35 protein-coding genes are annotated in these 24,967 nt (G+C 65.3%); 20 read left to right on the top strand and 15 right to left on the bottom strand.

Annotated elements, in window-relative coordinates; all coding sequences use genetic code 11:
- Position 1 precedes the first annotated feature (1 nt).
- Complete coding sequence (locus tag KUL97_RS08730) at positions 2–688, top strand: MauE/DoxX family redox-associated membrane protein (protein ID WP_217796745.1); 687 nt, start codon at positions 2–4, stop codon at positions 686–688.
- An 8-nt stretch (positions 689–696) separates the two neighbouring features.
- On the opposite strand, the gene KUL97_RS08735 is transcribed toward KUL97_RS08730, so the two are convergent.
- Genes KUL97_RS08735 through KUL97_RS08745 form a run of 3 tightly spaced genes read right to left on the bottom strand, consistent with a single transcriptional unit; the run spans position 697 to position 1,896 of the window.
- Positions 697–972, bottom strand: a complete 276-nt coding sequence (locus tag KUL97_RS08735) for a hypothetical protein (RefSeq protein WP_217796598.1) — start codon at positions 970–972, stop codon at positions 697–699.
- Positions 973–977: 5 nt separating this feature from the next.
- A complete protein-coding gene (locus KUL97_RS08740) occupies positions 978–1,166 on the bottom strand; it encodes a DUF3721 domain-containing protein (RefSeq protein ID WP_368656132.1) in 189 nt (62 codons plus the stop codon).
- 22 nt (positions 1,167–1,188) lie between these two features.
- On the bottom strand, positions 1,189–1,896 hold the full coding sequence (locus KUL97_RS08745) for a DUF305 domain-containing protein (protein ID WP_217796600.1): 708 nt from the start codon (positions 1,894–1,896) through the stop codon (positions 1,189–1,191).
- 87 nt (positions 1,897–1,983) lie between these two features.
- Here KUL97_RS08745 and KUL97_RS08750 point away from each other — a divergent pair, with 87 nt between their 5' ends.
- Complete coding sequence (locus tag KUL97_RS08750; protein WP_217796601.1) at positions 1,984–2,331, top strand: MerR family transcriptional regulator; 348 nt, start codon at positions 1,984–1,986, stop codon at positions 2,329–2,331.
- A 17-nt stretch (positions 2,332–2,348) separates the two neighbouring features.
- Here the strand turns inward: KUL97_RS08750 and KUL97_RS08755 are convergent, their stop codons facing one another.
- A complete protein-coding gene (locus KUL97_RS08755; RefSeq protein WP_217796602.1) occupies positions 2,349–2,741 on the bottom strand; it encodes a DUF1499 domain-containing protein in 393 nt (130 codons plus the stop codon).
- Positions 2,738–2,884: a hypothetical protein gene (locus KUL97_RS08760; protein ID WP_217796603.1), complete on the bottom strand. Its 147-nt coding sequence runs from the start codon at positions 2,882–2,884 to the stop codon at positions 2,738–2,740. Before KUL97_RS08760 ends, KUL97_RS08755 begins: the two co-directional genes overlap by 4 nt.
- A 48-nt stretch (positions 2,885–2,932) precedes the next feature.
- Between KUL97_RS08760 and KUL97_RS08765 the strand changes: the two genes are divergently transcribed.
- From KUL97_RS08765 to KUL97_RS08810, 10 genes are all read left to right on the top strand, one after another.
- The gene (locus tag KUL97_RS08765) at positions 2,933–3,622 is read left to right on the top strand and encodes a peroxiredoxin-like family protein (protein WP_217796605.1); all 690 of its coding nucleotides are present in this window, start codon (positions 2,933–2,935) and stop codon (positions 3,620–3,622) included.
- Between the two features lie 27 nt (positions 3,623–3,649).
- A complete protein-coding gene (locus KUL97_RS08770; protein WP_217796607.1) occupies positions 3,650–4,168 on the top strand; it encodes an HPP family protein in 519 nt (172 codons plus the stop codon).
- A 25-nt stretch (positions 4,169–4,193) separates the two neighbouring features.
- Positions 4,194–4,409, top strand: coding sequence for a Nif11-like leader peptide family natural product precursor (locus KUL97_RS08775; RefSeq protein WP_217796608.1), 216 nt, complete (start codon positions 4,194–4,196; stop codon positions 4,407–4,409).
- A 49-nt stretch (positions 4,410–4,458) separates the two neighbouring features.
- Entirely contained in the window at positions 4,459–4,608 is a 150-nt protein-coding gene (locus tag KUL97_RS08780) for a hypothetical protein (RefSeq protein ID WP_217796759.1), read from the top strand.
- Positions 4,609–4,617: 9 nt separating this feature from the next.
- Entirely contained in the window at positions 4,618–6,042 is a 1,425-nt protein-coding gene (locus tag KUL97_RS08785) for an urea transporter (RefSeq protein ID WP_217796609.1), read from the top strand.
- A gap of 4 nt (positions 6,043–6,046) precedes the next feature.
- Positions 6,047–6,211 (top strand): hypothetical protein, encoded by a 165-nt coding sequence (locus tag KUL97_RS08790; protein WP_217796760.1) that lies wholly within the window; start codon positions 6,047–6,049, stop codon positions 6,209–6,211.
- Positions 6,212–6,416: 205 nt separating this feature from the next.
- The gene (locus KUL97_RS08795; protein ID WP_217796610.1) at positions 6,417–7,532 is read left to right on the top strand and encodes an aspartate carbamoyltransferase; all 1,116 of its coding nucleotides are present in this window, start codon (positions 6,417–6,419) and stop codon (positions 7,530–7,532) included.
- Positions 7,533–7,535: 3 nt separating this feature from the next.
- On the top strand, positions 7,536–9,599 hold the full coding sequence (gene asnB / locus KUL97_RS08800; protein ID WP_217796612.1) for an asparagine synthase (glutamine-hydrolyzing): 2,064 nt from the start codon (positions 7,536–7,538) through the stop codon (positions 9,597–9,599).
- A gap of 21 nt (positions 9,600–9,620) precedes the next feature.
- The gene (locus KUL97_RS08805) at positions 9,621–10,889 is read left to right on the top strand and encodes a Zn-dependent hydrolase (protein ID WP_217796613.1); all 1,269 of its coding nucleotides are present in this window, start codon (positions 9,621–9,623) and stop codon (positions 10,887–10,889) included.
- On the top strand, positions 10,886–11,560 hold the full coding sequence (locus KUL97_RS08810) for a DUF1028 domain-containing protein (protein WP_217796614.1): 675 nt from the start codon (positions 10,886–10,888) through the stop codon (positions 11,558–11,560). Before KUL97_RS08805 ends, KUL97_RS08810 begins: the two co-directional genes overlap by 4 nt.
- On the opposite strand, the gene KUL97_RS08815 is transcribed toward KUL97_RS08810, so the two are convergent.
- The 4 genes from KUL97_RS08815 to KUL97_RS08830 all read right to left on the bottom strand — a co-directional run bounded on the left by KUL97_RS08815 (position 11,541) and on the right by KUL97_RS08830 (position 14,146).
- The gene (locus KUL97_RS08815; protein WP_217796615.1) at positions 11,541–11,933 is read right to left on the bottom strand and encodes a hypothetical protein; all 393 of its coding nucleotides are present in this window, start codon (positions 11,931–11,933) and stop codon (positions 11,541–11,543) included. The two genes, KUL97_RS08810 and KUL97_RS08815, sit on opposite strands and share 20 nt — an antisense overlap.
- Complete coding sequence (thiD, locus tag KUL97_RS08820; RefSeq protein WP_217796616.1) at positions 11,926–12,729, bottom strand: bifunctional hydroxymethylpyrimidine kinase/phosphomethylpyrimidine kinase; 804 nt, start codon at positions 12,727–12,729, stop codon at positions 11,926–11,928. Before thiD ends, KUL97_RS08815 begins: the two co-directional genes overlap by 8 nt.
- A 239-nt stretch (positions 12,730–12,968) precedes the next feature.
- A complete protein-coding gene (locus KUL97_RS08825; RefSeq protein WP_217796618.1) occupies positions 12,969–13,499 on the bottom strand; it encodes a hypothetical protein in 531 nt (176 codons plus the stop codon).
- Positions 13,496–14,146 carry a methyltransferase domain-containing protein gene (locus KUL97_RS08830; protein ID WP_217796746.1) on the bottom strand — a complete coding sequence of 217 codons (651 nt, stop codon included), beginning with the start codon at positions 14,144–14,146 and terminating at the stop codon, positions 13,496–13,498. Before KUL97_RS08830 ends, KUL97_RS08825 begins: the two co-directional genes overlap by 4 nt.
- 86 nt (positions 14,147–14,232) lie before the next feature.
- Between KUL97_RS08830 and KUL97_RS08835 the strand changes: the two genes are divergently transcribed.
- Together KUL97_RS08835 and KUL97_RS08840 are read left to right on the top strand one after the other, a co-directional pair.
- Positions 14,233–14,652 carry a lysozyme inhibitor LprI family protein gene (locus KUL97_RS08835; protein WP_217796619.1) on the top strand — a complete coding sequence of 140 codons (420 nt, stop codon included), beginning with the start codon at positions 14,233–14,235 and terminating at the stop codon, positions 14,650–14,652.
- A complete protein-coding gene (locus tag KUL97_RS08840; RefSeq protein ID WP_217796621.1) occupies positions 14,642–15,844 on the top strand; it encodes an NAD(P)-binding protein in 1,203 nt (400 codons plus the stop codon). The genes KUL97_RS08835 and KUL97_RS08840 overlap by 11 nt, the downstream gene beginning before the upstream one ends.
- On the opposite strand, the gene KUL97_RS08845 is transcribed toward KUL97_RS08840, so the two are convergent.
- The 5 genes from KUL97_RS08845 to KUL97_RS08865 form a co-directional block, all read right to left on the bottom strand.
- Entirely contained in the window at positions 15,841–17,358 is a 1,518-nt protein-coding gene (locus KUL97_RS08845) for a phytoene desaturase family protein (RefSeq protein WP_368656129.1), read from the bottom strand. The two genes, KUL97_RS08840 and KUL97_RS08845, sit on opposite strands and share 4 nt — an antisense overlap.
- A 55-nt stretch (positions 17,359–17,413) precedes the next feature.
- Positions 17,414–18,064: a methyltransferase domain-containing protein gene (locus tag KUL97_RS08850; protein ID WP_217796622.1), complete on the bottom strand. Its 651-nt coding sequence runs from the start codon at positions 18,062–18,064 to the stop codon at positions 17,414–17,416.
- 9 nt (positions 18,065–18,073) lie between these two features.
- Complete coding sequence (locus KUL97_RS08855; protein ID WP_254896371.1) at positions 18,074–18,916, bottom strand: ion channel; 843 nt, start codon at positions 18,914–18,916, stop codon at positions 18,074–18,076.
- Between the two features lie 70 nt (positions 18,917–18,986).
- Positions 18,987–19,613, bottom strand: coding sequence for a pentapeptide repeat-containing protein (locus KUL97_RS08860; RefSeq protein ID WP_217796623.1), 627 nt, complete (start codon positions 19,611–19,613; stop codon positions 18,987–18,989).
- Entirely contained in the window at positions 19,613–19,918 is a 306-nt protein-coding gene (locus tag KUL97_RS08865) for a helix-turn-helix transcriptional regulator (protein WP_217796749.1), read from the bottom strand. Before KUL97_RS08865 ends, KUL97_RS08860 begins: the two co-directional genes overlap by 1 nt.
- A 125-nt stretch (positions 19,919–20,043) precedes the next feature.
- Here KUL97_RS08865 and KUL97_RS08870 point away from each other — a divergent pair, with 125 nt between their 5' ends.
- Genes KUL97_RS08870 through KUL97_RS08890 form a run of 5 tightly spaced genes read left to right on the top strand, consistent with a single transcriptional unit; the run spans position 20,044 to position 23,795 of the window.
- Entirely contained in the window at positions 20,044–20,496 is a 453-nt protein-coding gene (locus KUL97_RS08870) for a hypothetical protein (RefSeq protein ID WP_217796625.1), read from the top strand.
- A complete protein-coding gene (gene acsF / locus KUL97_RS08875; protein WP_217796627.1) occupies positions 20,496–21,530 on the top strand; it encodes a magnesium-protoporphyrin IX monomethyl ester (oxidative) cyclase in 1,035 nt (344 codons plus the stop codon). The genes KUL97_RS08870 and acsF overlap by 1 nt, the downstream gene beginning before the upstream one ends.
- The gene (locus KUL97_RS08880) at positions 21,527–22,417 is read left to right on the top strand and encodes a fatty acid desaturase (RefSeq protein ID WP_217796628.1); all 891 of its coding nucleotides are present in this window, start codon (positions 21,527–21,529) and stop codon (positions 22,415–22,417) included. The genes acsF and KUL97_RS08880 overlap by 4 nt, the downstream gene beginning before the upstream one ends.
- The gene (locus tag KUL97_RS08885; protein ID WP_217796629.1) at positions 22,404–23,090 is read left to right on the top strand and encodes a glycosyltransferase; all 687 of its coding nucleotides are present in this window, start codon (positions 22,404–22,406) and stop codon (positions 23,088–23,090) included. The genes KUL97_RS08880 and KUL97_RS08885 overlap by 14 nt, the downstream gene beginning before the upstream one ends.
- Positions 23,091–23,093: 3 nt before the next feature.
- Positions 23,094–23,795, top strand: a complete 702-nt coding sequence (locus KUL97_RS08890; RefSeq protein ID WP_254896372.1) for a long-chain fatty aldehyde decarbonylase — start codon at positions 23,094–23,096, stop codon at positions 23,793–23,795.
- A gap of 7 nt (positions 23,796–23,802) precedes the next feature.
- Here the strand turns inward: KUL97_RS08890 and KUL97_RS08895 are convergent, their stop codons facing one another.
- A complete protein-coding gene (locus KUL97_RS08895; protein ID WP_217796631.1) occupies positions 23,803–24,171 on the bottom strand; it encodes a hypothetical protein in 369 nt (122 codons plus the stop codon).
- 97 nt (positions 24,172–24,268) lie between these two features.
- Between KUL97_RS08895 and KUL97_RS08900 the strand changes: the two genes are divergently transcribed.
- Positions 24,269–24,961 (top strand): biliverdin-producing heme oxygenase, encoded by a 693-nt coding sequence (locus KUL97_RS08900; protein ID WP_217796632.1) that lies wholly within the window; start codon positions 24,269–24,271, stop codon positions 24,959–24,961.
- Positions 24,962–24,967: the final 6 nt, after the last annotated feature.

A 24,967-nucleotide genomic window follows, 5' to 3' on the forward strand; every position in this document is an offset into this window, starting at 1 on the left:
GATGGATCTTCCGGAGCACCCCTGCCCATGGGGCTCGCGCGCCGTACGGTTGCTCGAGCAGCAGCAGATTCCCTTTGAAGACCATCGCCTCACCAGCACGGAGGCGGTGGAGGCCTTCAAAGCAACCCATGGTGTGGCCACCATGCCGCAGGTGTTCGCCGGCGATGAGCGGATCGGTGGCTACAGCGATCTGGCCGCGCGGCTGGGGGTGCGCGCGGAATCCGCCGAGGTGTCGTATGCGCCGGTGGTGGCTGTGTTCGTCACCGCAGGTTTGATGGCCGCCGTGCTGGATGCGGGGCTCAGCGGCTTCATGGGGATCGCCATCAGCCTTTTGGCCATGCTCAAGCTGATGGATGTGGCCGCGTTCGCCACCAGCTTTCGCAAATACGACCTGCTCAGCCAGCACTGGCCAGGCTGGGCGCGTCTCTATCCCGGCATCGAACTCCTGGTGGGGCTTGGCGTGCTGCAACAACCCGAAGCCAGCGGTGCCGCCCCACTGGTGGGAGCGGTGGCTCTGGTGCTCGGCGCGATGGGGATGGTGTCCGTGGGGAAAGCGGTGTTTGTGGATCACCTGGCGCTGAACTGCGCCTGTGTGGGCGGCAACTCCAAAACGCCTTTGGGCGTGGTGAGCTTCGCCGAAAACCTGCTGATGACTGGGATGGGCGTGGTGATGCTCGCCGGCCGCTGAGGGCGCACTTAGCCGGGCGCCCGGCCTCTGGGCAGGAGCAGCGTGGCCCCAGAGACGATCACCACCAGGGTGAGCAGACCCAGGAGCACTGAGTAATAGGGCTGCAGATTGATCGGCCCGAATCGCCCGGTGTGGATCTTGATCAGCCAGAAGGCATCAATGCCGCGCTCCAGGAGCAAGCTGTACAGAGAACCGCTGGCTGCGGTGAGCAACAGTGGTGCGGCGGCCACGGGCACCAGCACACGGTGCAGCGTCCGTAATCGGGTGCTGAGGGGGCGAGGCATCGCAGTTACTCCTGGCGCAGTTCCTGGTGCAACGCCGCTTCGTGGGCGCAGGGCATCCATAGCCCCTTGTTTTGATGCGTTCCCTTGCAACCGAGCTCTCTAGCCCGCTTCTCCGCTTCGGCTTGCGTTTTGTAGAGGCCCTTGGCGTGGGCCAGAGCCTGACTGGACAGCTGCAGCGCGCAGAACAGCGCCACAACGGCCAACGCCAGGCGTTGATCAGAGCGTGAACAAAGCATCGAACTGGTAGTACTCCGGTTTGTTGAGTCCGTCGTGCTGGAGCATGCGGCGCAGCTCAAGGATTTCTCGGCGCTGCGCCACGATGATCTGGCGGGCCAGGCGCCGGATCGTGGGATTGCTGCTCTTGCTCAGAGCATCGTGGGCCATCACCAAGGCACCGCCGTGGTGAGCAATCATTCCCTCCAAAAACCACGTCACCCGGTTGTTGCGGGTGGGGGTGGAGCCCATCATCTGCATGGCCTGGATCTGAGCGGTGCTCATGCGCGTGAGATCAGCCATCGCATCGGGATTACCACCCGGCACGAGAACGACCGGATACACCGGGGCATCGGGATACCAGGCTTTGCGCCACTGCCCCATCGCCTTGATCTCCTGAGCCTGATCGCGCCAGATCTCCTTGCCGAGGGATCCCACCCCAGGCACACCGATATCGAACACAAATTCGCTCATGCGCAGGGCACCCGTGTGGTGCTGCACCATTCCATCGAGCCAACGCAGGTCGTAGGTGCTGCCAGCAGGGCCAACGTCGTGGCTGTGGGCGCTGTGATCGGCCTTGGGTGAGCTGGTGGTGGGCGCCTCCAGCATCGGGTGATGGTGGTTGTGGTGGTGCTGATGATCAGCCTGCTGAGCGCGGGCTGCCGGGGCGAGCAGGCTGATCACCGCTAGGCAGGCCAGGGCGCGGCGCATGAACACAGGAACGACGTCTTCCTACGATGACCTCTCCCCTTACAGGAGAGTCAAGTGGTAGCGACAGGGCTCCTCAAAATCGGGGATGTGGCGGCCCGATCAGGCCTCACGGTGAAAACCATCCGCTTCTACTGCGATGAGGGGCTGATCCATCCGGCCAGCCGCAGCGATGGCGGTTTTCGCTTGTTTAGCCCTGATGTATTCGACGAGCTCACGTTCATCCGAACGCTGCGGGCCTTGGAGATCCCCCTACCGGACGTCCTGAAAATTCTCGAGTCGCGCCGCTCGGGGATCTGCACCTGCACGTCGTTGCAGAGCACGATCCGCAGCAAGGCCGGTGAAATCGAACAGAAAATCAGCGCACTGCGGGCCATGCACATTGAGCTGATGGACTTACTCAACGACTGGCAAGACTGCGGCGGCAGGAAACCCTGAGCGCCAAGCCCCTGCCGTTAAGGAAGCTGCTGACGCAGTGCTGTTAGCCGCTGCGCATTCACGCCCAGATCGGAATCCCCGAGGCGCGACACCGAGCGCGCCTGCAGCACACCACGAGCGGAATCGGCATAGAGCTCTAGATCATCCACAAAGCCGAACAGAGCACTTGTGGCGGTGGCATGCAGGTAGCCATCGCCCTGCTCCAGCACCTCCGTGCGCGGCGTGGCCTCAATCACCGGCACCAGCGCCGCCAGGGCTGCCGCGGGATCCGCCACCGACCAATCGGCTCGGGCGCAATGGGCGGGGCTGGGGCAGGCAGAAAGAGCACCGTTGTGCACGCCCAGATCCGCCGGCACCGGTCCAACGAAATGAAACAGCGCCAGGGTGAGCGTGAGCAGCAGGTGGGTCATGGCTGAGCGGGGGCGGCGGGAGCAGACGGTGGTGGTGGGCTGAGCGTGTCCTCCATGCCCAGATCGATCTCGCCGATCCAGAGCAATAGGCCGGCAATGCAGGCGACGGCGGCCAGCAACAGCAGCCAGTGGCGGCGATCCATGCGGTTGAGCATCCCTGGGTAGTTTGTGCCACCCGCACCACCGCAGGCATGCAAGCGCCCGCCCCCCTGCTGCAGCGCCTACGGCAGACCCCAGGCCTGGAGAGCGGTCGCCGCCTGGTGCTGCTGCTCACGCAGCTGGGCGATTTCGATTCGATGGAGTACGCCCAGGCCCTGGTGCCAGCACTGCCGCAGCTGGAGGCCGCGGGGATCCGCACGCTGGCGATCGCCATCGGCGATGGGCCCGGCGCCGATCGCTTCTGCCGCTACACCGGTTTCCCGCGGCAGATGCTCCAGGTGGATGCCGAGCCCGCGCTGCACCGGGAACTAGGCCTCTACGAGGGTCTGCAGACACCGGGCGGCCCCTGGCCTGGGCTCTTGCTGATGTGTGCGGGCATCGGCTCGCCCGGCACGCTGGCGGAGGTGTTCCGCGGCTACCGGGGCGACCGCACGGCACCGCAGCGGATCCACAGCCCCCTGTTCCGCCTGGCCGGCGGCGAAGGGTTCCAGCGGCCGTTCGAGCTGGCCACGGTGCGGCTGCGCAACATGAACGAGGTGCTCGGTAACTGGCGCACCTACGTGCCGAGCGACAGCTTCATCACCCAACGGGGCGGCACCTTCCTGATCGACACCGACGACACCCTCCTCTACAGCCATCGCGACCGAGGAATCCTGGGCTTCTCGGCCACCATGAACCGACCGCTCAGCTTTCTCGACCCGTTCCTGCCGGAAAGCGCTTGACTTGTCAGCGTTGATACCGAAACAGTGATGGTCTGGCGGCGGGTGCAGGCCGAGCGGGAGCGCGGGCGCGCCTATCAGCCCGGCTTTGAGCGCCATCAGGTGATCACAGCGTGGATGGGTGCCCTGCTGGCGATCACGGCACTGGGGTTGATCAGCACCTGGAGCCACTACGGGCTGGTGGTGGCCCCGTTCGGCGCCTCCACCGTGCTCCTGTTCGGCCACCCCGAAAGCCCATTGGCCCAGCCGCGCAACATCGTGCTGGGCAACACGCTGGCCGCTGTGGTGAGCGTGATCTGCGTGGCCCTGCTCGGGAACGGAGCCTGGGTGATGGGGATGGCCGTGGGGATCACGATCGCCCTGGGGCAGCTGCTGCGCTGCCTGCATCCGCCGGCCGGAGCCGTGGCCCTGCTGGGCGTTCTGCTGCAGGCCAGGCCTGGCTTCATCCTGGTGCCGGTGCTGAGCGGATCATTGCTGCTGATGGCGCTGGCGGTGCTGTTCCATCGCCTGCCGGGCCGCAGCACTCCCTACCCGCACCACTGGCTGTGAAACTGGCTCACCCGGCTCGGCCCTGATGTCACTCGATCAACTGAAGGCCTTCCTGGCCCGCCTGCAAAAGGATGCAGCCTTGAAAAGCGAGGTGCTGGCGGCCGCCACGGCCGACGATGTTGCGCAGATCGCCCTGAAGCTGGGCTTTGAGTTCTCCGGCGATGAACTGCTGCGCGCGTCTGGGAAAAAGTTCGATCGCGTGACCGTTCACAAGAACGACATTCCGGGCGAATACAACTGAACAAGGGCGCAGGATGTAAGCCAATTTTCATCACAACGGCAGGGTTAGGTTGCCAACCAGTGCAGCCAAGCCTGTGGATGACTTTCAACAAGCGCTGCTGATCTTTGTCATCGGCGCTGTGGTCACGGCCGCCACGGCCGGGATGATCCTCAAGGGACATCTCAGCTGGCAGGGCCGGGATCCCTGGGGGGAGGACTAAGCGATGCCAATGCTGGCTACGACGCCCCTGCTCTCCCCCGGCATCGCCTGGGCGCTGGTGGTGATCTTCGCGGTGCTCTGGATCGCCCTCGGCGTGTCGTGGGGACGGGGCGGCAAGGGCGATGCCGACGATTACATGCTGGCGGGCCGCAACATCGGCTTAGCCCTGAGTACAGCCACCTTGATGGCCTCCTGGGTGACGGGCAACACCACCTTGCTCGCCCCGGAATTCGGCTACCGCAATGGCCTCTGGGGCATGTTCAGTTATGCCCTGGCCGGACTGGGCCTGATCCTGTTTGCGCCATTGGCGATCCGCATCAAACGGCTGATGCCCCATGGCCGCACCAGCGGTGACTTCATCCGCCTGCGTTACGGCCGTGCGGCCTGGTGGGTGTTCATGCTGATCACAGCGGTTTACACCCTGGGATTCCTGATCACCCAAGCCATGGGCGCCGGCATCCTGCTGGAAGCGCTATCGGGCTTTGATTACAGGCTCGGCATGGTGGTGGTGATCGGGGTCTCAACCGTTTACACGCTTTACGGCGGCATGCGTGCGGTTGTGGGAACCGATTTCATTCAGTCGCTGCTGATCATGGCGCTGCTGGTGGTGGTGGCCGTGCTGGCCTTCCAACGCTTCCCACTGGAGCAGGTGCACAGCAGCCTGGCGGCCAGCCACCCGGATCGGCTCAACCTGCTGTTGCCCGCCGGTTTGTTGATCGCCTGGAACTCAGCTCTCTTCTCGATGGGAGAGGTGTTTCACAACAACATCTGGTGGTCGCGGGTGTTCTCCAGCCGCAGCTCGGTGGTGTTCAACTCGTTCATCCTGGGCGGCCTGGCCTGGATGACCGTGCCCGTGGTGACCGGCTCCATCGGCCTGGTGGCCCTGGCTGACAACCTCGCACTGCCCCAGGTGAACATGGTGTTCCCGGTGATGGCCTCCCAGCTGCTGGGGGCCGGCGGCGCGGCACTGGTGTTTGTGGTGGTGTTCGCCTCGCTCACCTCCACGCTCGACTCCCTGCTCGCGTCCACAGCCGACCTGGTGGCTGAAGATGTGATCTTCAAGCTGCTCAATCCCCAGTTGAGCGATGCCCAGCTGCGCCAGGCCACCAAGCTCGTGGTGGTGGCGCTGGGCCTGATCACCCTGGCCCTCTCATGGCCGCGGCTGGATTCCCTGGCATCGGTGTTGTTCTTCACCGGCGCCCTGGTGGCCTCCACAATCTGGCCCGTGGCCTACGGCCTCTACTGGCCCCAAGCCAATCGGCAGGCCGCGATCGCCGCGATGCTCACTGGAAGCGCTGCGGGCCTGATCGCTTACGTGCAGATCGCGCCCTACTGCGCGGCCCTGATCTCCGCCGCGGTGTCTGCCGTGGTGATGGCCGTTGGCACAGGCCTTCAGCCCGAACACTTCCAATGGCGCACCCTGCGGGGAGAGTGATCCCATGACCCCAACCCTGGCCTTGGCCCTCCTGGCCAACAGCACCTGGATCGCCAGCCTGAACCTGCTGCGGCTGGTGGTGTTCGGCAGCCTGGCCGGACTGGCCTTTGCGGTGGTGGCGCTGCTGGTGATCTGGTGGCGCGAGTGGCGCTCCAACAACGTGTGGTGAACCGTCCGTAAAAACATTCACATCTCCACCCGAGCTGCTCGTAAATCAATTCACGCTCTTTGTGCAGCAACGGCTACCAAATAGGCTGTAGTTTGAAGATTCACTGGCGATCCGCAGCAAGCGGACTCTCCGTCGTGCAGGGTGTGACTAGTGCACTTTCACGACACGCAAGGTTTCAGCGGCCTTGTTGTCGTCTGAGGTATTCATGGCCCTTCTTTCGCCCGAAAAGCGTTCTGACACCGCTGCATCACTGCGGTTTCAACCGCTGGGCCCCGACATCTACGGCGCCACACAACCCCAGGCCCTGCTGAGCAGCATCCAGGAAGACGGCGAAGCCTTATTCGACCTGAGCGATCAGCACGTGGTGTCGATCCGCCCCTTCCGGGCCGAAACCCTGCTGCAGCTGTTCCGCCTGGCGGCCAAGTTTGAGAGCAATCCGAATCGATACATCACCCATAATTTGCCGCTCAAAGGAAAAATCCTGATCAACGCCTTCTATGAGCCGAGCACCCGCACACGCCTGTCGTTCGATAGCGCATGGCACCGCCTCGGTGGCGACTCGATCAACATCACCGACCGCAGCAGCACAGGGATCGCCAAGGGGGAATCCCTGTCCGACGTCGCCCATATGTTCAACAACTACGGCGACTGCGTTGTGCTGCGCGATAACCACGCCGAAGCGGTCTACCAGATGACCGAATCACTCCGAATCCCCATCATCAACGCCGGCAACGGGATCGATCAACATCCCACCCAGGCGATGGCCGATCTCTTCACCCTGTTCAAGTGGAGACCGCAGCTCGCCAGCACCACGGTTCCCCGCTCCGAGCGCGTGCGGATCGGCATTGTGGGCATCCCGAATCGGATGCGCACGGTGCGATCGCTGCTGCACATCCTCGCGAAGTTTCCGCAGATCGTGGAAACCATCACCATCATTTACGACCCCCACACCCACGCCTCCGATCAACTCTTTGATCCAGGCCAGCTCGAGGAGCTCCGGGAAGCAGGGCTCAACATTCAACTCAGCACCAACCTGCACCGCGAGATCCCTGAGCTCGATGTGATCTATATCAATGCCATTGCCTGGGTTGGCGATAGCTATGAGGTGCATGGCAGCAGCTTCCGCCTCACCCGCGATCTCCCCTACAAGCCCGACGCGATCGTGCTGCACCCCTTGGCACGCGGCCCGGAATTGAGCACCTGCATGGACGACACACCGCACAACTGGTATTTCAGCCAGGCCCGCGGCGCTGTGTTCCTGCGCATGGCCCTGCTCACCTGCCTGGTGGACCGCACCGACCGCGTGATGGATGTGATCTGAACCATGTGCGGCATCGGCGGAATCTTTCACAACAACTCCCGGCAGGCGATCGACCCGCAGCTGCTGGTGAACATGGCGGCGATCCAAGTGCATCGCGGCCCGGATGGTTTCGGCATCCGGCAGTTCGACGACGCTGGCGTGGGCTTCTGCCATGCCCGCCTCTCGATCATCGACCTAAATGAAAACCGGGCGCGCCAGCCCTTCAGCAGCAGCGATGAGCAGCTGCTGATGGCCCACAACGGCGAGTTTTACGACTTTCAGCGCATCCGCGCCGATCTCACTGCCCGCGGTGTGCGCTTCAGCAGCAAGAGCGATTCCGAAATCCTGCTGCGCCTGTATCAACAACAGGGGCTGGAGCGCACCCTGCCGCAACTGCGCGGTGAATTCGCCTTCTCCCTCTACGACCGCAGCGAGGACAGCCTCTATCTGGTGCGCGACCGCTTCGGCATCAAACCGCAGTACTGGTGCCTCACCCCCGAAGGCCTGGTGTTCGGGTCCGAGCTGAAGGTGCTGTTTGCCCATCCAGCGGTGGAGCGGCGCTTCACCTCCGAAGGCCTCTTCCACCAGCTGATGCAAACAATGGTGCCCGGCAGTACCGCCTTCGCCGGCATCCACCAGGTGAAGCCCGGCCATGTGCTGAAGGTGCAGCGGCGCGATGGAGCCCTGCAGGTGTCGGAATGGTGTTACTGGGATCTCAACTTCCCGCGCGAGGGCGAACGCGACCGCAGCCTGGGGGAACAGCACCACATCGAAGCGATCCGCGCCGCCCTGCTGGAAGCGGTGGAACTGCGGATGGTGGCCGATGTGCCCGTGGGTTGCTACCTCTCCGGCGGCATCGACAGCTGCTCCATCCTCGGCCTAGCGGCGGCGGTGAGCCAGAGCCCGGTGAAGGCCTTCACCATCGGCTTCGACGATGCCCGCTACGACGAAACGCCGATCGCCCGTGAGATGGCGGAGGCCACAGGGGCTGAACAGGATGTGCTGCGCCTCTCTGGCGAGCAGCTGTACGGCTGGATGGAACGGACCATCTGGCACACGGAGCGCACCATCTACAACACCCTGGCGGTGGCGAAGTTTCTGATGAGCCGCCACGTGAACGACGTTCATTACAAGGTGGTGATGACCGGGGAAGGCTCCGATGAGCTGTTCGGCGGCTATCCCGCCTTCCGGCGCGACATGTATCTGCACGGCCTCGACGATCTGCCGGAGCAGGAGCGACGCGCCTGCCAAGAGCTGCTGGAGCAGTCGAACGCGTTGGTGCAGGGGGCGATGCTGGCTGCCAACCAGATCGACGATCCCGATCTCGATGCGGTGGTGGGCTTCACCCCCAGCTGCCTTCAACCCTGGCTGGCCTGCGCACCCCTGGTGCCGGCCCTGCTAGCGGAAGCCCATCGCACCGCCCTGGAGGGCTATGCCCCGGGCAAAGCGATCGCTGAGCAACTCAATCCCGAGCAGCTGGAAGGGCGTCACGCCCTGGATCGCGCCCAGTACGTGTGGATCAAAACCATGCTGGAGGGGCAGATCCTCACCTGGGGTGGCGATCGGGTCGACATGGCCCATTCGATGGAAGCGCGGCCGGCGTTCCTCGATCACCACCTCGCGGAGGTGGCGGTGCAGGTGCCACCGGAGCTGCGCATCAAGGGCAAAACCGAGAAATATGTGCTGCGTGAAGCGATGGCCGGTTTGCTGCCGGAGGTGCTCTACAAGCGTGAGAAATTCGCCTTCATGGCACCGCCGGCCCATACCGAGCCCAAGAAGTGGCAGCAGATGAAGGAGCTGGCTAACGCCTATCTCAGCGATGCAGCGATTGCTGAGGCCGGCCTGCTGAGCGCGGAAGGCGTGAAGGCCCTCTTCGCCCGCCACGACGACCCGGCCACCAGCGATGCCGAACGGGTGCAAATGGATGCCGTGATCAACCACCTGCTGGGGGTGCAGATGCTGCATCGGATGTTCATCGCCGACGACATCCCCGCCAAAGCGCGCGCCATGGCCGATGAGCTGGGCTGGCATCCCGAAGTGTCGCCTTCACTACACGGCCATCGGCAGCAACAGGAGATCCTCTGCTGAGGTTGTGATCACCAGCAACGCTTGTCTGTCGCCACCCCGGTTGCTCCGCGTCTGCAAGCCAATGGCTTGAGGCTGCTGGCCGCCATCGAATCGATGGCGGAGGTGGGCGCCCAGCCAGACGGCAGCGTGTGCCGGCGCGGGTTCAGCCCCGATGATCGCCGCGGCCGTGAACGGTTGGGCAGCTGGCTCCAGGAGGCTGGGCTCAGCGTGCGGGTGGATGCAGCCGGCAATCTGATCGCCCGCCGCGAAGGGCTCGAGCCCACGCTGCCGGCTCTGGTGACGGGCTCACACCTCGACACGGTGCCCACCGGCGGCCGCTACGACGGAGCGCTGGGGGTGATCGCCGGCCTGGAGGTGGTGCGCTGCCTGAACGACGCCAATCACCAGCTGCGCCACCCCTTGGAGCTGGTGGTGTTTGCCGACGAGGAATCCACGATGGTGGGCTGCAAAGGCATGTGCGGTGTGGCCAGTGCCGATCCGGCCGACTACACCACCAGCAACGGCGAATCGATCGAACGCAACCTGGCGCACCTGGGCGGCGACTGGGCCCATCTCAGCCAGGCCCGCCGCAGCGACCAGGCCATCGCCGCGTTTGTGGAGCTGCATGTGGAGCAGGGGGGCGTGCTTGAGCAGCGCCAACACAGCATCGGCGTGGTGGAAGGGGTGGTGGGGCAACGGCGCTTCACCATCCGCGTGCACGGACAGGCGAACCACGCCGGCACCACGCCCATGGGCGAGCGCCAGGATGCCTTGGTGGCTGCTGCCCAGGTGGTGCTGGTGGTGCAGCAGCTGGCTGCAGCGCACCCGGGTGATCCCGTGGCCACCGTGGGGCGCCTGGATGTTTGGCCCAACGCCGCCAATGTTGTGCCCGGTGAGGTGGTGATGAGCGTCGACCTGCGCGACCTCAGCGGCGAGGTTCTCAGCCAGCTCGAACTGGAGCTGCGTGAACAGCTCACGCACATCGAGGCCCGCAGCGGCTGCAGCGTGTTGATCGAGCCCCAATTTGAGGTGAAGCCCACCCCGGCCGACCCCACCGTGATGGCCACCATTGCGCGCTGCGCGGCCGATCTGGGCTACAGCGCCAGCCCCTTACCCAGCCGGGCCAGCCACGATGCCCAGGAGATGGGGCGGCGCTGGCCGATGGGCATGATTTTCGTTCCCAGTCACCGGGGTCTCAGCCACTCCGCCGCGGAATTCACCAGCCTGGAGCAATGCGTGGCTGGCACAAACGTGCTGCTCGCAAGCCTGCTCGAGCTGGATCAGGAGCTCAATCCAGGCCCAACGCCATGACCTTTTCGATCCTGGCGCGGGATCCCAGCAACGGGCGCTTCGGCGTGGCCGTGGCCACCTGCCATCTCGCGGTGGGCTCCACGGTGCCCCACATCCGCTCCGGGGTTGGAGCCGTGGCTACCCAGGCCCACACCAATCCCTACCTGGGCATCTGCGGGCTCGAGCGGCTGGAGCAAAACCTGAGCGCCGACGCCGTGAAAGCCAGCCTTCTGCGCGACGACCCCCAGCGCGAGCGCCGGCAGTTTCATCTGATCGACGCCCGCGGTCACACCGCCGCCTGGACCGGCGCCGACTGCGGCCCTTGGGCTGGCCATCGCAGCCGCGATGGGGTGGCTGTTGCCGGCAATCTGCTGGAGGGGGAAGCCGTGCTGATCGCCATGGAAGAGGCGTTTCTCACCAGTAACCCCAGCTGGAAACTCGGCCGGCGCCTGATGCATGCGCTGCAGGCTGGTGAAGCGGCCGGTGGCGACCGTCGCTCCAGCCAGGCCACCTCAGCCGCGCTGCAGGTGAGCGGTGAAGCGGCCTTCCCCTTACTGGATCTCCGCATCGACTACCACGACTGCGCCGTGCTCGAGCTGGCCCAGCTCTACGAGCGCAGCCAACTGCTCTGGGCTCAGGCCTGGCGCGACGAGCTGGCCGAGCGACCGATGCTCAACCGAGAAGTGGCTTGAACACCAGGGGCTGGCGCGGCTCCTGCTGCAAGCTCCAAAGACCACTACCCAGGCTCCGCAGCTCCTGGAGCAGCGCCGGCGTGTCACCGCTGTTGAGCCAACGGGCCTTCAGGGCCGGAAGCGCCTCCTGCAACGCTTCGATCGGCACCGCCACCACCAGCAAGCTGTGATCACCGCCGGCACGCTGCAGCGCCCCTTGATCGCTGCGCTGCCACACCCGCGTCAGCAATTCGAGGGCCTGCATCCGGCCCACCTCTCCGGGATCGGCATCCCGCTCCAGCGGTTCCCGCAGCGATTTGCCCTGTAGGGGCATCGCCCGCTCGCCGTTCTGCTCCAGCAGCGCCAGCGCAATCAGATAGGGAGCGTCAGCCATCGGAATCAAGCCACGGATGCCAGTGACACAGTGGACCCTGACCCGACCCGATGGCTAGCCCAAAGCGCAGACCCTGCTCCACAAAGCGCTTGGCCTGCTGCACGGCGTCCGGCAGCGGTACACCTCTGGCTTGAAACGCCGTGATCGCTGCACCGAGAGTGCAGCCACTGCCATGGCTATGGGGTGTATCCACCGGCGCGTGCCGCAACCACTGGCCGGAACCCTGGCGCTGAAGCAGGTAGTCGCAGCCACGCAGGTCGGCGAGGCCGCCCCCCTTGATCAGCACCGCCCCAGAACCGAGCTCCAACAAGGCAGCGGCTGCCCGTTCCACATCAACTGCGCTCTGCACCGGCAACCCGCTCAGCAGCCGCGCCTCATGGATGTTGGGGGTGATCAACTCCGCCAGGGGCAGGAGCTCCCGCTGATAGGCCTCAATCGCATCGGCTTCCAGCAGCACTGATCCCGCCCGCGACACCATCACCGGGTCAATCAGCCGCGGAATGGCCAGTGGGCGCAGCGCGGCGGCCGTGGCCTGGATCAGCGCTCGATTGAGCAGCATCCCGGTTTTCAGAGCCGCCACCGGCAGATCGCTCAACACAGCTTCGATCTGGGCGGTCAGGGCCTCGGGGGGTAGGCCATCCACGCGGTTCACACCACAGGTGTTCTGCGCCGTCACACAGGTGATGGCCGAGCAGCCATGCACCTGCAGGGCCAAAAACGTTTTCAGATCGGCCTGGATGCCGGCACCGCCACCGGAATCACTGCCACCGATCGAGAGGGCGATCGCTGGAACCATGGGGTCTGAAGGGAGAACGTGATCCTGGATCCAGAGCCGCCAGTGCTGCCGCAGCCACCAGCAAGCCCAGCAGCCACCAACGCCAGGAGCGCCTCCCAGGCCTGAGCGGCAGGAGGCCCTTACCGCCCTGCTTCACGCCCTGGAAAGGCGTGCCGCAGCGGCCGCACACCATGCGCCCGCCAAGGCTGCGATCGGCCCGGACGGACCAGCTGCCGCAACGCGGACAAGCCATGGCGAGTTCAGGGTGCTGTTGTGGTCATGTTGGCAACGGCAGCTGGGTGATCGGCGCGTTGCCACAGAGCCAGTCCGCCGCCGCGACCGCGGGCCGCCAACCAACCGGATGGATCGCGATGGATCAAGGCAAAAAAGGGCATGCGCTGCGGTGCGGGAGCCGGCAGATTGCGCTCCAGAAGGCGCCAGCCCCCGAGGCTGAGCTGCAGCCGCTCAAAGCTGAACAGCAGCAGGGGCCGTTTGCCCTCCAATCGGCCGCGACCGCGGAAGCGCAGCTCCACCGCCCCCAGATTCACGGCATTGCTCAGCAGCAGGCCCTCCCGGTCGGCACTGATCTCGAGGCGCGCGGAGAGCCCGCGCAACAGCCAACCACTGAAAGCGGAGGGGCGCTGTTGCCCCTTGGGCCACACCAGCTGCAACTGCCACACACCCAGAAGCGCCTCAGCCTCCACGCCACTGCCAGAACGGCGCGCCTGTTGCTCGAGCTGAAGTAGCTCCGTGGCGTTCACCTCGCGTGAGGCGGATGGGGATGGGCTCATTGCGGCTTGGTGGCAATCACAGAAAAGAACGGGTCGCCTTTGCCACCCACCAACCCCTTCCAGCCCATGGCGCGGGTTTCTTCGGCCACGATCTCGGGCTTGGGCCAGCCCTGGGCCATCAACACCTCCGCCACATAGGTGAGGTGATCTCGATCGCTCCCATCAGCCCAGATCTGGGGGGCTTTGGTGAAAAACATCCGATTCGAAAACGACACGATCACCTGACCGCCGGGCCGTGTGATCCGCAACAGCTCGGCCGCGATCGCCTCTGGATATTGCAGGTATTGCCAACCCGCCACGATCAACACCGCATCCACGCTCTCGCTTTTGAGCGGGATCTCCTGATTGAGGTTGAGGTTCTGCAGCCAATGGCTATCAAGCCGCTTGTTGGCCGCGAGCTCCTTCTCATTGAGCCCATGGCCGATCACCCGCTCGTAGATCACGTCGTCCGGCAGGTGCGAAACCCAGCTCGACATCAGATCCAGCACCACGGCCCGCGCGGGGATGCGCTCGCGATACAGCGCGGTGAGGCGGGCGCGGAAGGCCTCATCGAGATGCTGCACAAAGCGCGGCTCGGCGTAGAAGAGCTGGTCGTCGCTGCTGTCCCACTTGCGGCGCTGGGACTCGTTGAGCACCGGAACCGCCACGGCCATCCATCGTTGAGGTGCGACGCTAACGGCTGCCACGCGTGCATCGAGCGGGCACACTGCGCTCAGACCCTCGGCCACCCACCATGAAGCGACGGATCCTGGCTCTTGCAGGGGCGACTGCCGCGCTACTGGGGCAGGCACCAAGCCAGGCGGAGCAGCAGCAGGTCTGCAGTGAAGCGGGGAGCACCGTGGAGATGTCGATCTGCGTGCGGGCCGAGCTGGAGAAGAAAGACCGCGCCCTCAAGCAGGCGATGCAGGCGATCGCCAGCGAGGCCGCCGCCGTTCCCAGCGACCGGTTCCTGCCCCTCTGGGAAGACACGTTGACGGGCTTTTTCAAGAGCACAACCAATCCACAGACGCAGTTCGAGGACTTCCGCAAAGCCCGATCCCAGGCCTGCGTTTACATGAATTCGCTCACCTTCCAAGGCACCGGCTTCGGCATCTTCGTGACCAATTGCGAGATCAAGCTCACCAACGTGCTGCTGGAGAAACTTGGCAACTAGCGCTCCTGCGGTGGATCTCGCCGTGATCGGTGCCGGCGTTGCCGGCTGCTCCCTCGCGGCAGCGCTGCGCCAACGGGGCTGGGCGGGATCGCTGACGCTGCTGGAGATCGGCCGCGGCCCCGGCGGCCGCACGGCCACCCGCCACTCGCGACGGGATCCGGGCTTGGCGCTCAACCACGGCGCGCCGCTGTTCAACATCACCGCCCAACCCGAACCACAGCTGCTGGCCCCCCTGCGCCGTGGCGGCTGGATCGCCCCCTTCAGCGGCGCGATGCACAGCCTCGATGGCACAGGGCAGCTGGGGGCGGCGCTGCCGGATCCGCTCAGCAGCGGCACCCTCTGGCAGGGACAACCGCAGATGGATGACCTCTGCCGCGGCCTGCTCGCACAGGCGCAGCAACCCGCGCCCGTGCGACTGCACAGCAGCACGCTGGTGCGCGCCCTAGAGCCCCTGAGCGATGGCCAGGGCTGGCGGCTGCTGGGGCGCGAGGGGCAACCGCTATTGGAGTGCCGCTGGCTTGTGCTCAGCGGCACCCTGCTGGCGCACCCCCGTTGCCAGGCGGTATTCGGCTGGCCTGAGGTGCCGTTGCAGCAGGCCGCAGCCCAGCTGGGAGAACCGCAGCTGCTGGAAGCGGCATCCGCCCTGGCTGCGATCGACGCCCAGGCCAGCAGCAACCTGCTGCTCAGCCTCAGCGAAACCGGTGCCGCGGCCTGGCGGCAACAACCCTGGCGCCTACTGCAGTTCACGGCCGCAGCGCAGCAGCGCTGGGGCATCCGGCGGGTGTCGCTGCAGGCAATGGCAGGCGGGCGCTGGGGCGTGGTGGTGGAATCCAGCGCCGCCTTCGCGGAGCGGCACCTTCAGGTGTATGGCTCGCGCTCCTCCGCCGCCCAGCTGCTGGGGGCCGCACCAGCGCCGGAGGCCGAGGTTCGAGTGATCGAAGCGCTGGATCAGGCCGTGCAGGAGGCTCTCGGCCTGAGCACCGCCGGCGCTGAACGCCAACTGATGCGCTGGGGGGCCGCCTTCCCCAAGGCGCCCGGCCTGCCCCCAGAGCTCAGCCTCTGCCCAGACAGCCGCATTGGTTTCTGCGGCGATGCCATCGGCGGCCTCGGCTTTGGCCGGGTGGAGGGTGCCCTGCGCAGCGCCGAAGCACTGGCTGAGCAGCTGCTGCCCCTACTGCAGGCCAGCGCCTAAAGCCTCAGCTCCCGAATCAACGCCTTCTGCTGGGCCGCTGGCACAAAACTGTGGGCGGCCATGGCGCCGCTCACAGCCACCGGTGGCACGCCGATCCCCGGGAACACGCCGGCACCGCAGAGCTGTAGCCCCTCGATCGGCGTGCTGCCACCAGGGAAGGGCGACTGATCCGCGCCGATGGCCGGGCCATAGCTCCCCTGATGCACGCGTAGATAGCGGCGGTGCGTGTGGGGCGTGCCCTGCAGTTCGAGCACGATGCGTTCCGCCAGATCCGGCACCAGCTGGCTGAACACCTCGCGGAAGACGCCGCAGCGCTCCGCCTTAAGGGCCTCATAGGCCGCGCTGCCGGGCTCGAGATCCCGCCAGAGCTCCCAGGGTTCATTGGCCGGGCTGTAGGCATGCAGGAGCTGATGGCCCTCGGGCGCCAGCTGCGGATCAAGCCGTGAGGGCATCGAGAACACGAGCATGTTGCGCTCCGCACCGATGCCGCGCTCCCAGTCGCCCACCCACACGTGGTGGATCGGTAGCTCGTCAACCGCCTCGCCACCGCGCAACCCCACATGCCAGTGCAGGAAGCTGGCGCAGGCCGGCGTCGCGGCGGTTTGCCGGCGCCAGCGCCGCGGCACACCGTCTTCGGGCAGCAGGGCCAACGTGTCCCAGGGGCTGGCATTGCTCACCACCCCGAGCCGTGCATCCAGATGCTCGCCGTTCTCCAGCTCCACGCCAATCGCGCGGTTGCCATCCAGGCGGATCTGGCGCACTGGGGCCTTGCAGCGCAGCTCACCGCCGTGACGCCGCAGACCGCGCACCAGTGCTTCGGCCACCGCGGCGCTGCCGCCGAGGGGGTAGTCGAGGCTGGCGTTCGGCTCAAACCATTCGCCAAACAGGGTGGCCATGGCGGCGGCGCTGGTCTGATCCATCGGCAAGCCGGAGATCAGAAAACAGAGCATCTCCACCCAATGGAGCAGGAAGGGATCGCGCAGATGCCGCCGCGCCATCGGCCCAAAAGCCCCACCCAGAGCGGCCAGCCGCGGCGCCTGGCGCAGCAGCGTGGCCGAACCACGCGCACCCAGCACCCCTGCCATACCCAAGCCAGGCCGCATCGCCAGCAGCGGCAGCGATCCAGCGGCGCGGCAGTAGGGCTCCAGCCAGGCCATGAACGCCCGCCACTCAGCAACCGCAGCCGCCCCCCTCAGCTGGCGCACCGCCTCCAGGAACGGCTCGGCTCCCACGCCGATGCGCAGCTGCCCCTCCGGCAGCAACAGGCCCCACTCCTCGTAGCGCACCACCGGCACCGATTCCCCCACGGCCCGCAGCACCTGGGCCAAGGGGTTGGCGGAGGGCCAGCGGCCCAGGCCGCTCCACAGCGAGGGGCCCGATTCGAACTGAAAGCCACGCCGCTCAAAGCCATGGGCTGCCCCACCGGGGCGATCGTGGGCCTCGAGCACCAGCACCTCGAGGCCATGGCGCGCGGCCAAGGCGCCGCAGCAGAGGCCCCCAAGGCCGCTGCCCACAACGATCAGATCCGGAGTCTGCTGAGGGTTCAGGGCCGCTCGTTCGCGCTGCCCTTCAGTGTGCAGCCCGGCGCCAGAGGCCGAGCCATTCGTTGTCACGCGGTTGATTGTCGGGGCCTGGGGCGGAATTGGTGGCGGGCTGCCAGAGCTCCTGACTGAAACCAGCCGCTGTGAAGTCGGCCACCAGCTGATCGGCATCGCTGCCATACGGCGGCCCGCCCGGGCGGCCATGGCACCAGAACAGCCCGAGCAGCCAGCCCTGGGGCCTGATCAGCCGCGCCACGCTCTTGCGATAGGCAGGCCGCAAGCCTGGATCAATGGCGCAATAACAGGTGTGCTCCAGCACCCCATCGCAGCTGCCTGGGCCTAATCCCGCCGCCGCCAACGCGGCCTCATCCATCAGATCGGCCTGAAGCCATCGCAGGCGAGCGGGCACTTCACCATGCAAACGGCGCGCCTCCGCGATCGCCTCGGCGCTGAAATCCAACCCCACCACGACAAAGCCCAGGGCAGCCAGAAACGCAGCTTCATGGCCGCGGCCGCAGCCCGGCACCAGCACCTGAGCGGGCGGCTTCGGCGCCTGGGCGTGTTCCGCGAGAAAGGTCTGCAGTGGGGGCGCCGGAGCACCCAGCTCCCAGCGATCGCTGCCCTCGCGGTAGCGCTGATCCCACCAGGAACCGGTATCGGGAGCAGGGGAGTGGGTCATGGCAACAACTCAATCAGCAGGGCAGAGGCGGGTGCGATCAAACAGCGACCAATCGATGCCAGGTTCGCCGTTGATGTTGTGCAGCATGTCGACAAAGCAGCAGCCGAAGGCGATGCGCTCCGCTGGCCAGCTGGTGCGGGCATGCACCGGCCGCTCCAAGGTTTCATCGATCCCCGAGAACGACACCACCAGCTCTGCATTGAGCTCCCGCAACTGATCCGGACCCATCCCATGCAGCGGACTGCTGGCATCGATGCGGTGCATGGCCGTCCAGATCAACAAAAAGGCAATGCCCTGATCGCGCTCGAGGGCCAATGGCTTGAGACGGCGCATGCGATGGCCCTCAGCGCTCACCTCATCCACCGAGAGAAACAGCCGCAACCGTGCCTCCAGCAACCCATTGCGGCGTTCATTGGCCAAACGAAACGCCAACGTGGGCGAGCCGTTGTAGGTGTGAACCACCGCCAGATGGGAGAAGCGAATCCGCGCTGTGCTACGTGAAAAGCGCGCGAAGGCCAAACCGGTGGTGAGGGCAATGAACAACAACCCACTCAGGGATTCCGCCGTGACCACGAGATGGGCGTAAAGGCTCACCGGGTGGAGCACGCCGTAGCCGATGGAGCCGAGGGTTTGCACACTGAAGAAAAAGGCCTCAGCGAAGCTGACGGTCTCACCGGTGACGCCACCGATCCCGGCTGGATCCAGCACATACAACCCCGCAAACAGCAGGTTGATCGCGAGGTAAACCAGGGCCACTAAGGCCAAAAAGGCCGGCCATGACATGGCCAGCGCCAGGAGATAAGGCTCACGCCAGTGCCGCAGCCAGCCACCGCGACGATCCTCAGAGACCAAGAGACCGGATCGTCGACGCAGCCGCTGAACCGTTCGATCAGGTGGGGGTGGTTTCTTCACAGCTAGGCGCTCAGTCGATCAATGCCCCCTCCAGCTGGGCATCCTGCAATTGGGTATCGCGCAGATCGCAATCACGCAGATCGGCTCCGCGCAGATCACAACCGCGCAGATTGGCCCCATAGAGGCAACTGCCCTTCAAGACGGCCGCGTGCAGGTTGGCCCCCTGAAGAAACGCAAAACTGAGATCAGCTCCGGAAAAATCGGCATAGCCGAGATCGGTGAGTTGATCCAAGCCAGAACGGAAGTCGGCTTCCACGAGCCGGGCATTGCACCAGCGGCTCTTCGCCGCCACCACGCCGCGCAGACAACAGCGATGCATCAGCGCATGGCTGAAATTGGCCCCCTGCAGCCGTGATCCCGACAGATCCGCTTCATGCCAACACGACGACGGCGCATCCAGCTCCGAGAGATCAGCGCCCCAGATCAAGGCCTGCTGAAAGCAACAGCGATGGGCCTGCGCTCCTCGCAAGGTGGCGTGGCCGAAGCGCGCTTCCTTGAAGCAGCTGCCATCGAGATTGCAGCCGGACAGGTCGAGGTCGAGGCCATCGATCTCGCCAAGCCTCAGAGAGCGCAGGTCTTTCTCTCCAGCGGCCAACGCCGCACGCAGCCGTGCCAGATCACTGGGCTGAGATCCCATCAGAGGATCGCAGCCAATGCATCCAATTGCTGACGGCGGGAGGCGAGCAACAGCTTCTCGGCCTGGGCCAGCAACTTGAACACGGCCTTGTCGTTCACCTCGTAGAACACGAGCGACCCCTCCGGCCGGCGCTGCACCACACCGGCAATGGTGAGCAGCTTGAGGTGCTTCGACACCAAAGCCTGACTGAGCCCAGTCTTCTCCACCACAGCCGTGACATTGAGCGGGCCACCTCGCAGAGCCTCGAGCACCGCCAGGCGGTTGGGCTCCGAAAACACCTTGAAGTATTCGGCTAGGTGCTCCATAGCCCCACGGGTCACGCAGGAGCAAGATAGCGCGCTCCAGCGCTCCAGCGATCTCACTGTTGCGGCATCTGCAGGATCACGATGCCGTTATATGCTGAAGCCGCTTTGCTTCGGAGGCCTGCTCCATGGCTGTGCTCCTCGCTGAACCCGTCCGCGCCAAGCCCAGGCCGTGGCCGCGGCACTGGGTCGACCAAGAGCCGTTACTCGAGCGCCAGCACGACGGGCTCGAGGCCTACCTGGCTGAACTGCTCTGGCTCCATGGCCCCATGCAACCGGCATGGACGGCGGCAGAAGCGTTGGCCATGGAACGTGGTTGCCGGCGGCTGCTCTGGGACTTGCGCCTCCACCTGCGCCTGGAGGAACGCTGGCTCTCAGCACAGGGCTGCCTCTGCCCCGGGCACCGCGGCGTGCATCGGCAAGCCATCGACGACGCCAAAGACGCTCTGCTCAAGACCTCCGGCGATCGCCAGGCACGCCTGGCCTGGCTGCTCGCACTGCAGAGCTGGTTCACCAACCACCGCCACGGCCCCGATGCCACGGCCTATGGCATCGCCCGCTCCAACGCTTCTGCCCGCTGATGACAACCACCTCTCGCCCGCTTAGCGCTCCCCAGCCCTCGGCGGCCCCCCACCTGAGCGAAGACCTGCTCACGCCGCGGTTCTACACCACCGAAATCGCCAAGGCGGCGCGCACAGACCTCGAGGCGGAGCGCCCCGCCTTCGAGGCGATGCTGGGCGAAATGGAGGCCGACTACAACCGCGACCACTTCGATCGCAAGGCTCCCCTGGATCGCCTGCGCGACCTCGCCCCCGAGCAAAAAGAGGCGTATGAAAGCTATCTGGTGCGCTCCTGCGTATCGGAATTTTCGGGATTCCTGCTCTTCAAAGAACTCTCACGCCAGCTGAAGCTGGCCAAACGGCCCGAGCTCAGCCGCCTGTTCAACTTGATGGCGCGCGATGAAGCTCGCCACGCGGGCTTTCTGAATCGAGCCTTGGTGGCCGAGGGGATTGTGATTGATTTGCCGTCCCTCAGTGGCAAACGGCCCGTCACCTGGTTCCCGCTGAATTGGGTGCTCTATTCGGTGTATCTCTCCGAGAAGATCGGCTACTGGCGCTACATCCTGATCGATCGCCATCTCAAAGCCAATCCTGAGAATGCGTTCGCACCCCTGTTCGACTTCTTCGAGCCCTGGTGTCAGGACGAAAACCGCCACGGCGACATCTTCAACATGCTGATCCGCTGCTGGCCTGGCCTCAACAGCGGGCTGCGCGGCCGGCTGCTCAGCCGCTTCTTCCTCTGGAGCGTGTTTCTCACCCACAGCCTCACGGTGTGTGAGCGGGGCAACTTCTACCGCCTGCTCGGCATGGATCCCGATCGCTTCGATGAGGAGGTGATGCGCCAGACCAACCGCACCGCGCGCCGCGCCTTCCCGGTGGTGTTTGCGCTCACACCCGCCTATTTCGAGCTGCGCGATCAGTTGGTGGACACCTTCCGCCGGATCAAGGCGGCCCAGGGGCAACCCCTGCGCCAGCTTGGCCTCAAGGCGCGGTTTGGCTCGCTGCTGCTGCGCCAGTTCCTCCAGCCGATGCAGCGCTCTGAGGTGGCTGCATGAGCACCCTTCGGACCATCCCGCCATTGAAGGAGGGCATCCGCGTGAGCCCCCGCCGTCAGCGGCGCCGCTGGGGCACCACCGTGTTCATGGTGGTGATTCACGCCCTCGCCCTGGTGGCGTTGTTACCCCGCTTCTGGAGCTGGGAGGCCATCGGCACGCTGCTGCTGCTCTACTGGCTCACCGCCTGTGTGGGGGTCACGCTCGGCTACCACCGCCTGTTGGCCCATGGCGCCTTCACGGTGCCCCGCTGGCTGGAGGCGCTGATCACCACCTGCGGCACCCTCAGCTGCCAACACGGCCCGATCGACTGGGTGGGTCTACACCGCCACCACCATCTCCACTCCGACGATCCGGCTGATCACCACAACAGCCATCTGGGCTTCTGGTGGAGCCATTTCGGCTGGATGCTGCGGGATGTGCCGGCCCAGCGGTACGTGCACCAGCTCACCCCCGACATGCAGGAGGTGCCCTACTACCGCTGGTTGAATCGCAACTTCCTGCTGCTGCAGCTGCCCCTGGCGGCGCTGCTCTATGCCATTGGCCAGGGCACGGGAGTGGGCGGCTGGGCCCTGGTGCTCTGGGGGATTCCACTGCGGCTCGTGCTCGTGTACCACGTCACCTGGCTGGTGAATTCAGCCACCCATCGCTGGGGCTATGTGAGCCATGCCAGCGGTGATGGCTCCCGCAACAACTGGTGGGTGGCGCTGCTCACCTTCGGCGAGGGCTGGCATAACAACCACCACGCCTACCCCAGCAGCGCTCGCATGGGGTTCCGCTGGTGGGAGCTCGACCTCACCTGGCAGCACATCCGCCTACTGCATCGTCTCGGCCTGGCGCGCCGCATCCGCCTGGCCCCACTTTTACTGAAAACCGATGCAACCATCTGATCCGATCAAAGTCTTCATCGGTTTCGACTCGAGAGAGGACGTCGCAGTCAATGTTCTGACAGATTCAATCCAGGCTCGCTCCAGTAAGCCAGTACAGATTGGGCAGGTCAGGCTGACACAGCTTGAGAGTGTCTACGACCGATCTACACATCCACTCCAGAGCACAGAATTCTCCTTCAGCAGGTTCCTTGTGCCATGGATGTGCAGCTATCAGGGTTGGGCCATTTTTATGGACGCAGACATACTCTGCCAGGGGGATATCACTGAGCTATGGGAGCTACGCGATGAGCGCTATGCAGTACAGGTTGTTCAGCACAACCATAACTGCGCATCTGGACTGAAGTTCCAAGGCATGCCCCAGAGCCCCTACCAACGCAAGAATTGGTCATCAGTCATGCTGTTCAACTGCGCAAGATGCAAAGCGCTTTCTCCTCACTACGTAAACACGGCTAGCGGGCTAGAACTTCATCAGTTTGGGTGGACCAAAACCGAAGAAATTGGTGCTCTGCCACCGCAATGGAATGTCCTAGTCGGCGTTCAGGAGGTCCCAGATGATGCGCGACTGCTCCACTACACACTCGGCGGGCCCTGGTTCGAAGACTGCCGATCAATGCCCAAGTCAGACCTTTGGGAAAAAGCTCGGCAAGAGCTCAATCACCCTTTAGAGATTTGAATCATGGTCTTCAATAAACCATCCACGCCGCAGCTCGACATCACCTCGGCCGCCTACCGCCATGCCTACAGCCGCATCAACGGCATGGTGGTGGTGGGAGAGGGTCTGGCCGATCGCCACTTCCGGTTGCTCTCACGCGCGATCCCCGAAGATCAGCAGGAGCTGGAGAGGCTGGCGGCCATGGAGGGTCGCCACGCCAGCGATTTCGTGGGCTGCGGCCGCCATCTGGGGGTGCAACCGGATGTGAGGCTGGCCCGGCAGCTCTTTGCGCCCCTGCACGCCCTGTTTCTCGAACGCGACCGCGCAGGGGATCTCGCCGGCTGCCTGGTGATCCAGGGGCTGGTGGTGGAGTGCTTCGCCGTGGCGGCCTACCGCCACTATCTCCCCGTGGCCGATGCCTATGCCGCCCCGATCACCGCGGCTGTGATCGCGGACGAGGGCGAGCACCTCGGCTATGCCGAGCGCTGGCTGCGGGAGCGTTTTGCCTCCGTGGAAACGTCGGCTGCCGCGATCGCGAAGCGGGCTCTACCGATCACGCTCAGCATCCTGCAGAGCCTCGCCGCAGACCTTCAGGCGATCGGCATGGATCCGATCGAGCTGCTGGCCAGCTTCAGCGAGCTCTTCCAGCAGGCACTGGAAACGATTGGTTTCGAGCCGCCTGCGGCCCGCCGGATTCTGGCCGGGGCCGCGGCGGCCATGGTCTGAGCGACGCTCAGCCCACCGGGGCCAACGGCGCCGGAGCGGGAAGCTCCAGCGCCTCATCCATCAGCCAGGCGCTGCTCAGGCTGATGGGCTGCAACTGCCCCCCGAAGCGCAACTGCAGCCACTGCGCTGCATGCGGTTCACGGATCGCCAAAGCCTCGGTGCCATCCGCGCTGAGCTGCAGACCGCAGTGCCGGAGCTCGGCCAGGCGCTCCGGCGACAGATACCAGAGGCCGCCGCTGCCATCCCCGAGATGGCGGCGGCGTTCCTGCATCAATTCGCGCAGCTGACCATCACCGCTGAGCTGGCGGCTGGGGGCCAGCAACAACTGCACATCAAGCTGCGACTGGAACGGCTGAGAGGCGAAGGGGTGGGCCATCGGCACGGTTGCAACGAAATCGCAACCAGAGAACTGCGAGACAACAGTAGCGTTATAGCGTTGCCTTAGTTCGCGCCGCGGTGCCGCGGTTGCATCCATGCTCAATTCCACAGCTCAGCTGCCTTCGATCTCCGACCACGCCGGCCCCGTCGATGCCCAGCTGCGCAAGGGCTTCGGCCCGCGCGTGCGCAAGCTCCATGCCCGCATCGGCAAGGCCCATCACCAGGCGGAAGGCATGGCGTTCTCCCGGGCTCTCCTCAACGGGCAAGCCTCGCCCCGCCAGTTGGCCGCCTTGATGCGGGCCCTGGCACCGGCCTATGCCCTACTTGAGCAGGCGGGACCGGAGCTGGCTTCTGCCCTGGGTGCCCGCTCGATTCCCTGGACAGCGCTGGAGCGCACCACCGCTCTGCAACAGGATCTAGCCGCGCTCTCCAGCGTGGAGGCCACGCCCCCATCAGCGGCCGCTGCGATCTGGTTAGAGCAGCTGCGGCTGCTGGCCCGCCAGGCTCCCCATCGCTTCATGGCCCATGTGTATGTGCGCTACGGCGGGGACCTCTCCGGCGGCCAGCAGCTGGGGGAGCAGGCCAACGCCATCCTGCGCAGCCACGAGCTGCCGGCCCTGAACTTCTGGGCCTTTGGCGAGGATCGCTCCAGCCTCAAGCATCAGCTTCACGACGGCTTCGAGGCGATGGAGCTGTCCCCAGAAGACGAGGAGGAGCTCCTGGAAGAAGCCGTTCTGGCCTTCCACACCACCCAGCGCTTGCTGGCTGAGCTGGCTGCCCTGGCCTGAGCCGAC

It is taken from the genome of Synechococcus sp. HK05 (genome assembly GCF_019104765.1).
In the GTDB taxonomy this organism is placed as follows: Bacteria; Cyanobacteriota; Cyanobacteriia; order PCC-6307; family Cyanobiaceae; genus Vulcanococcus.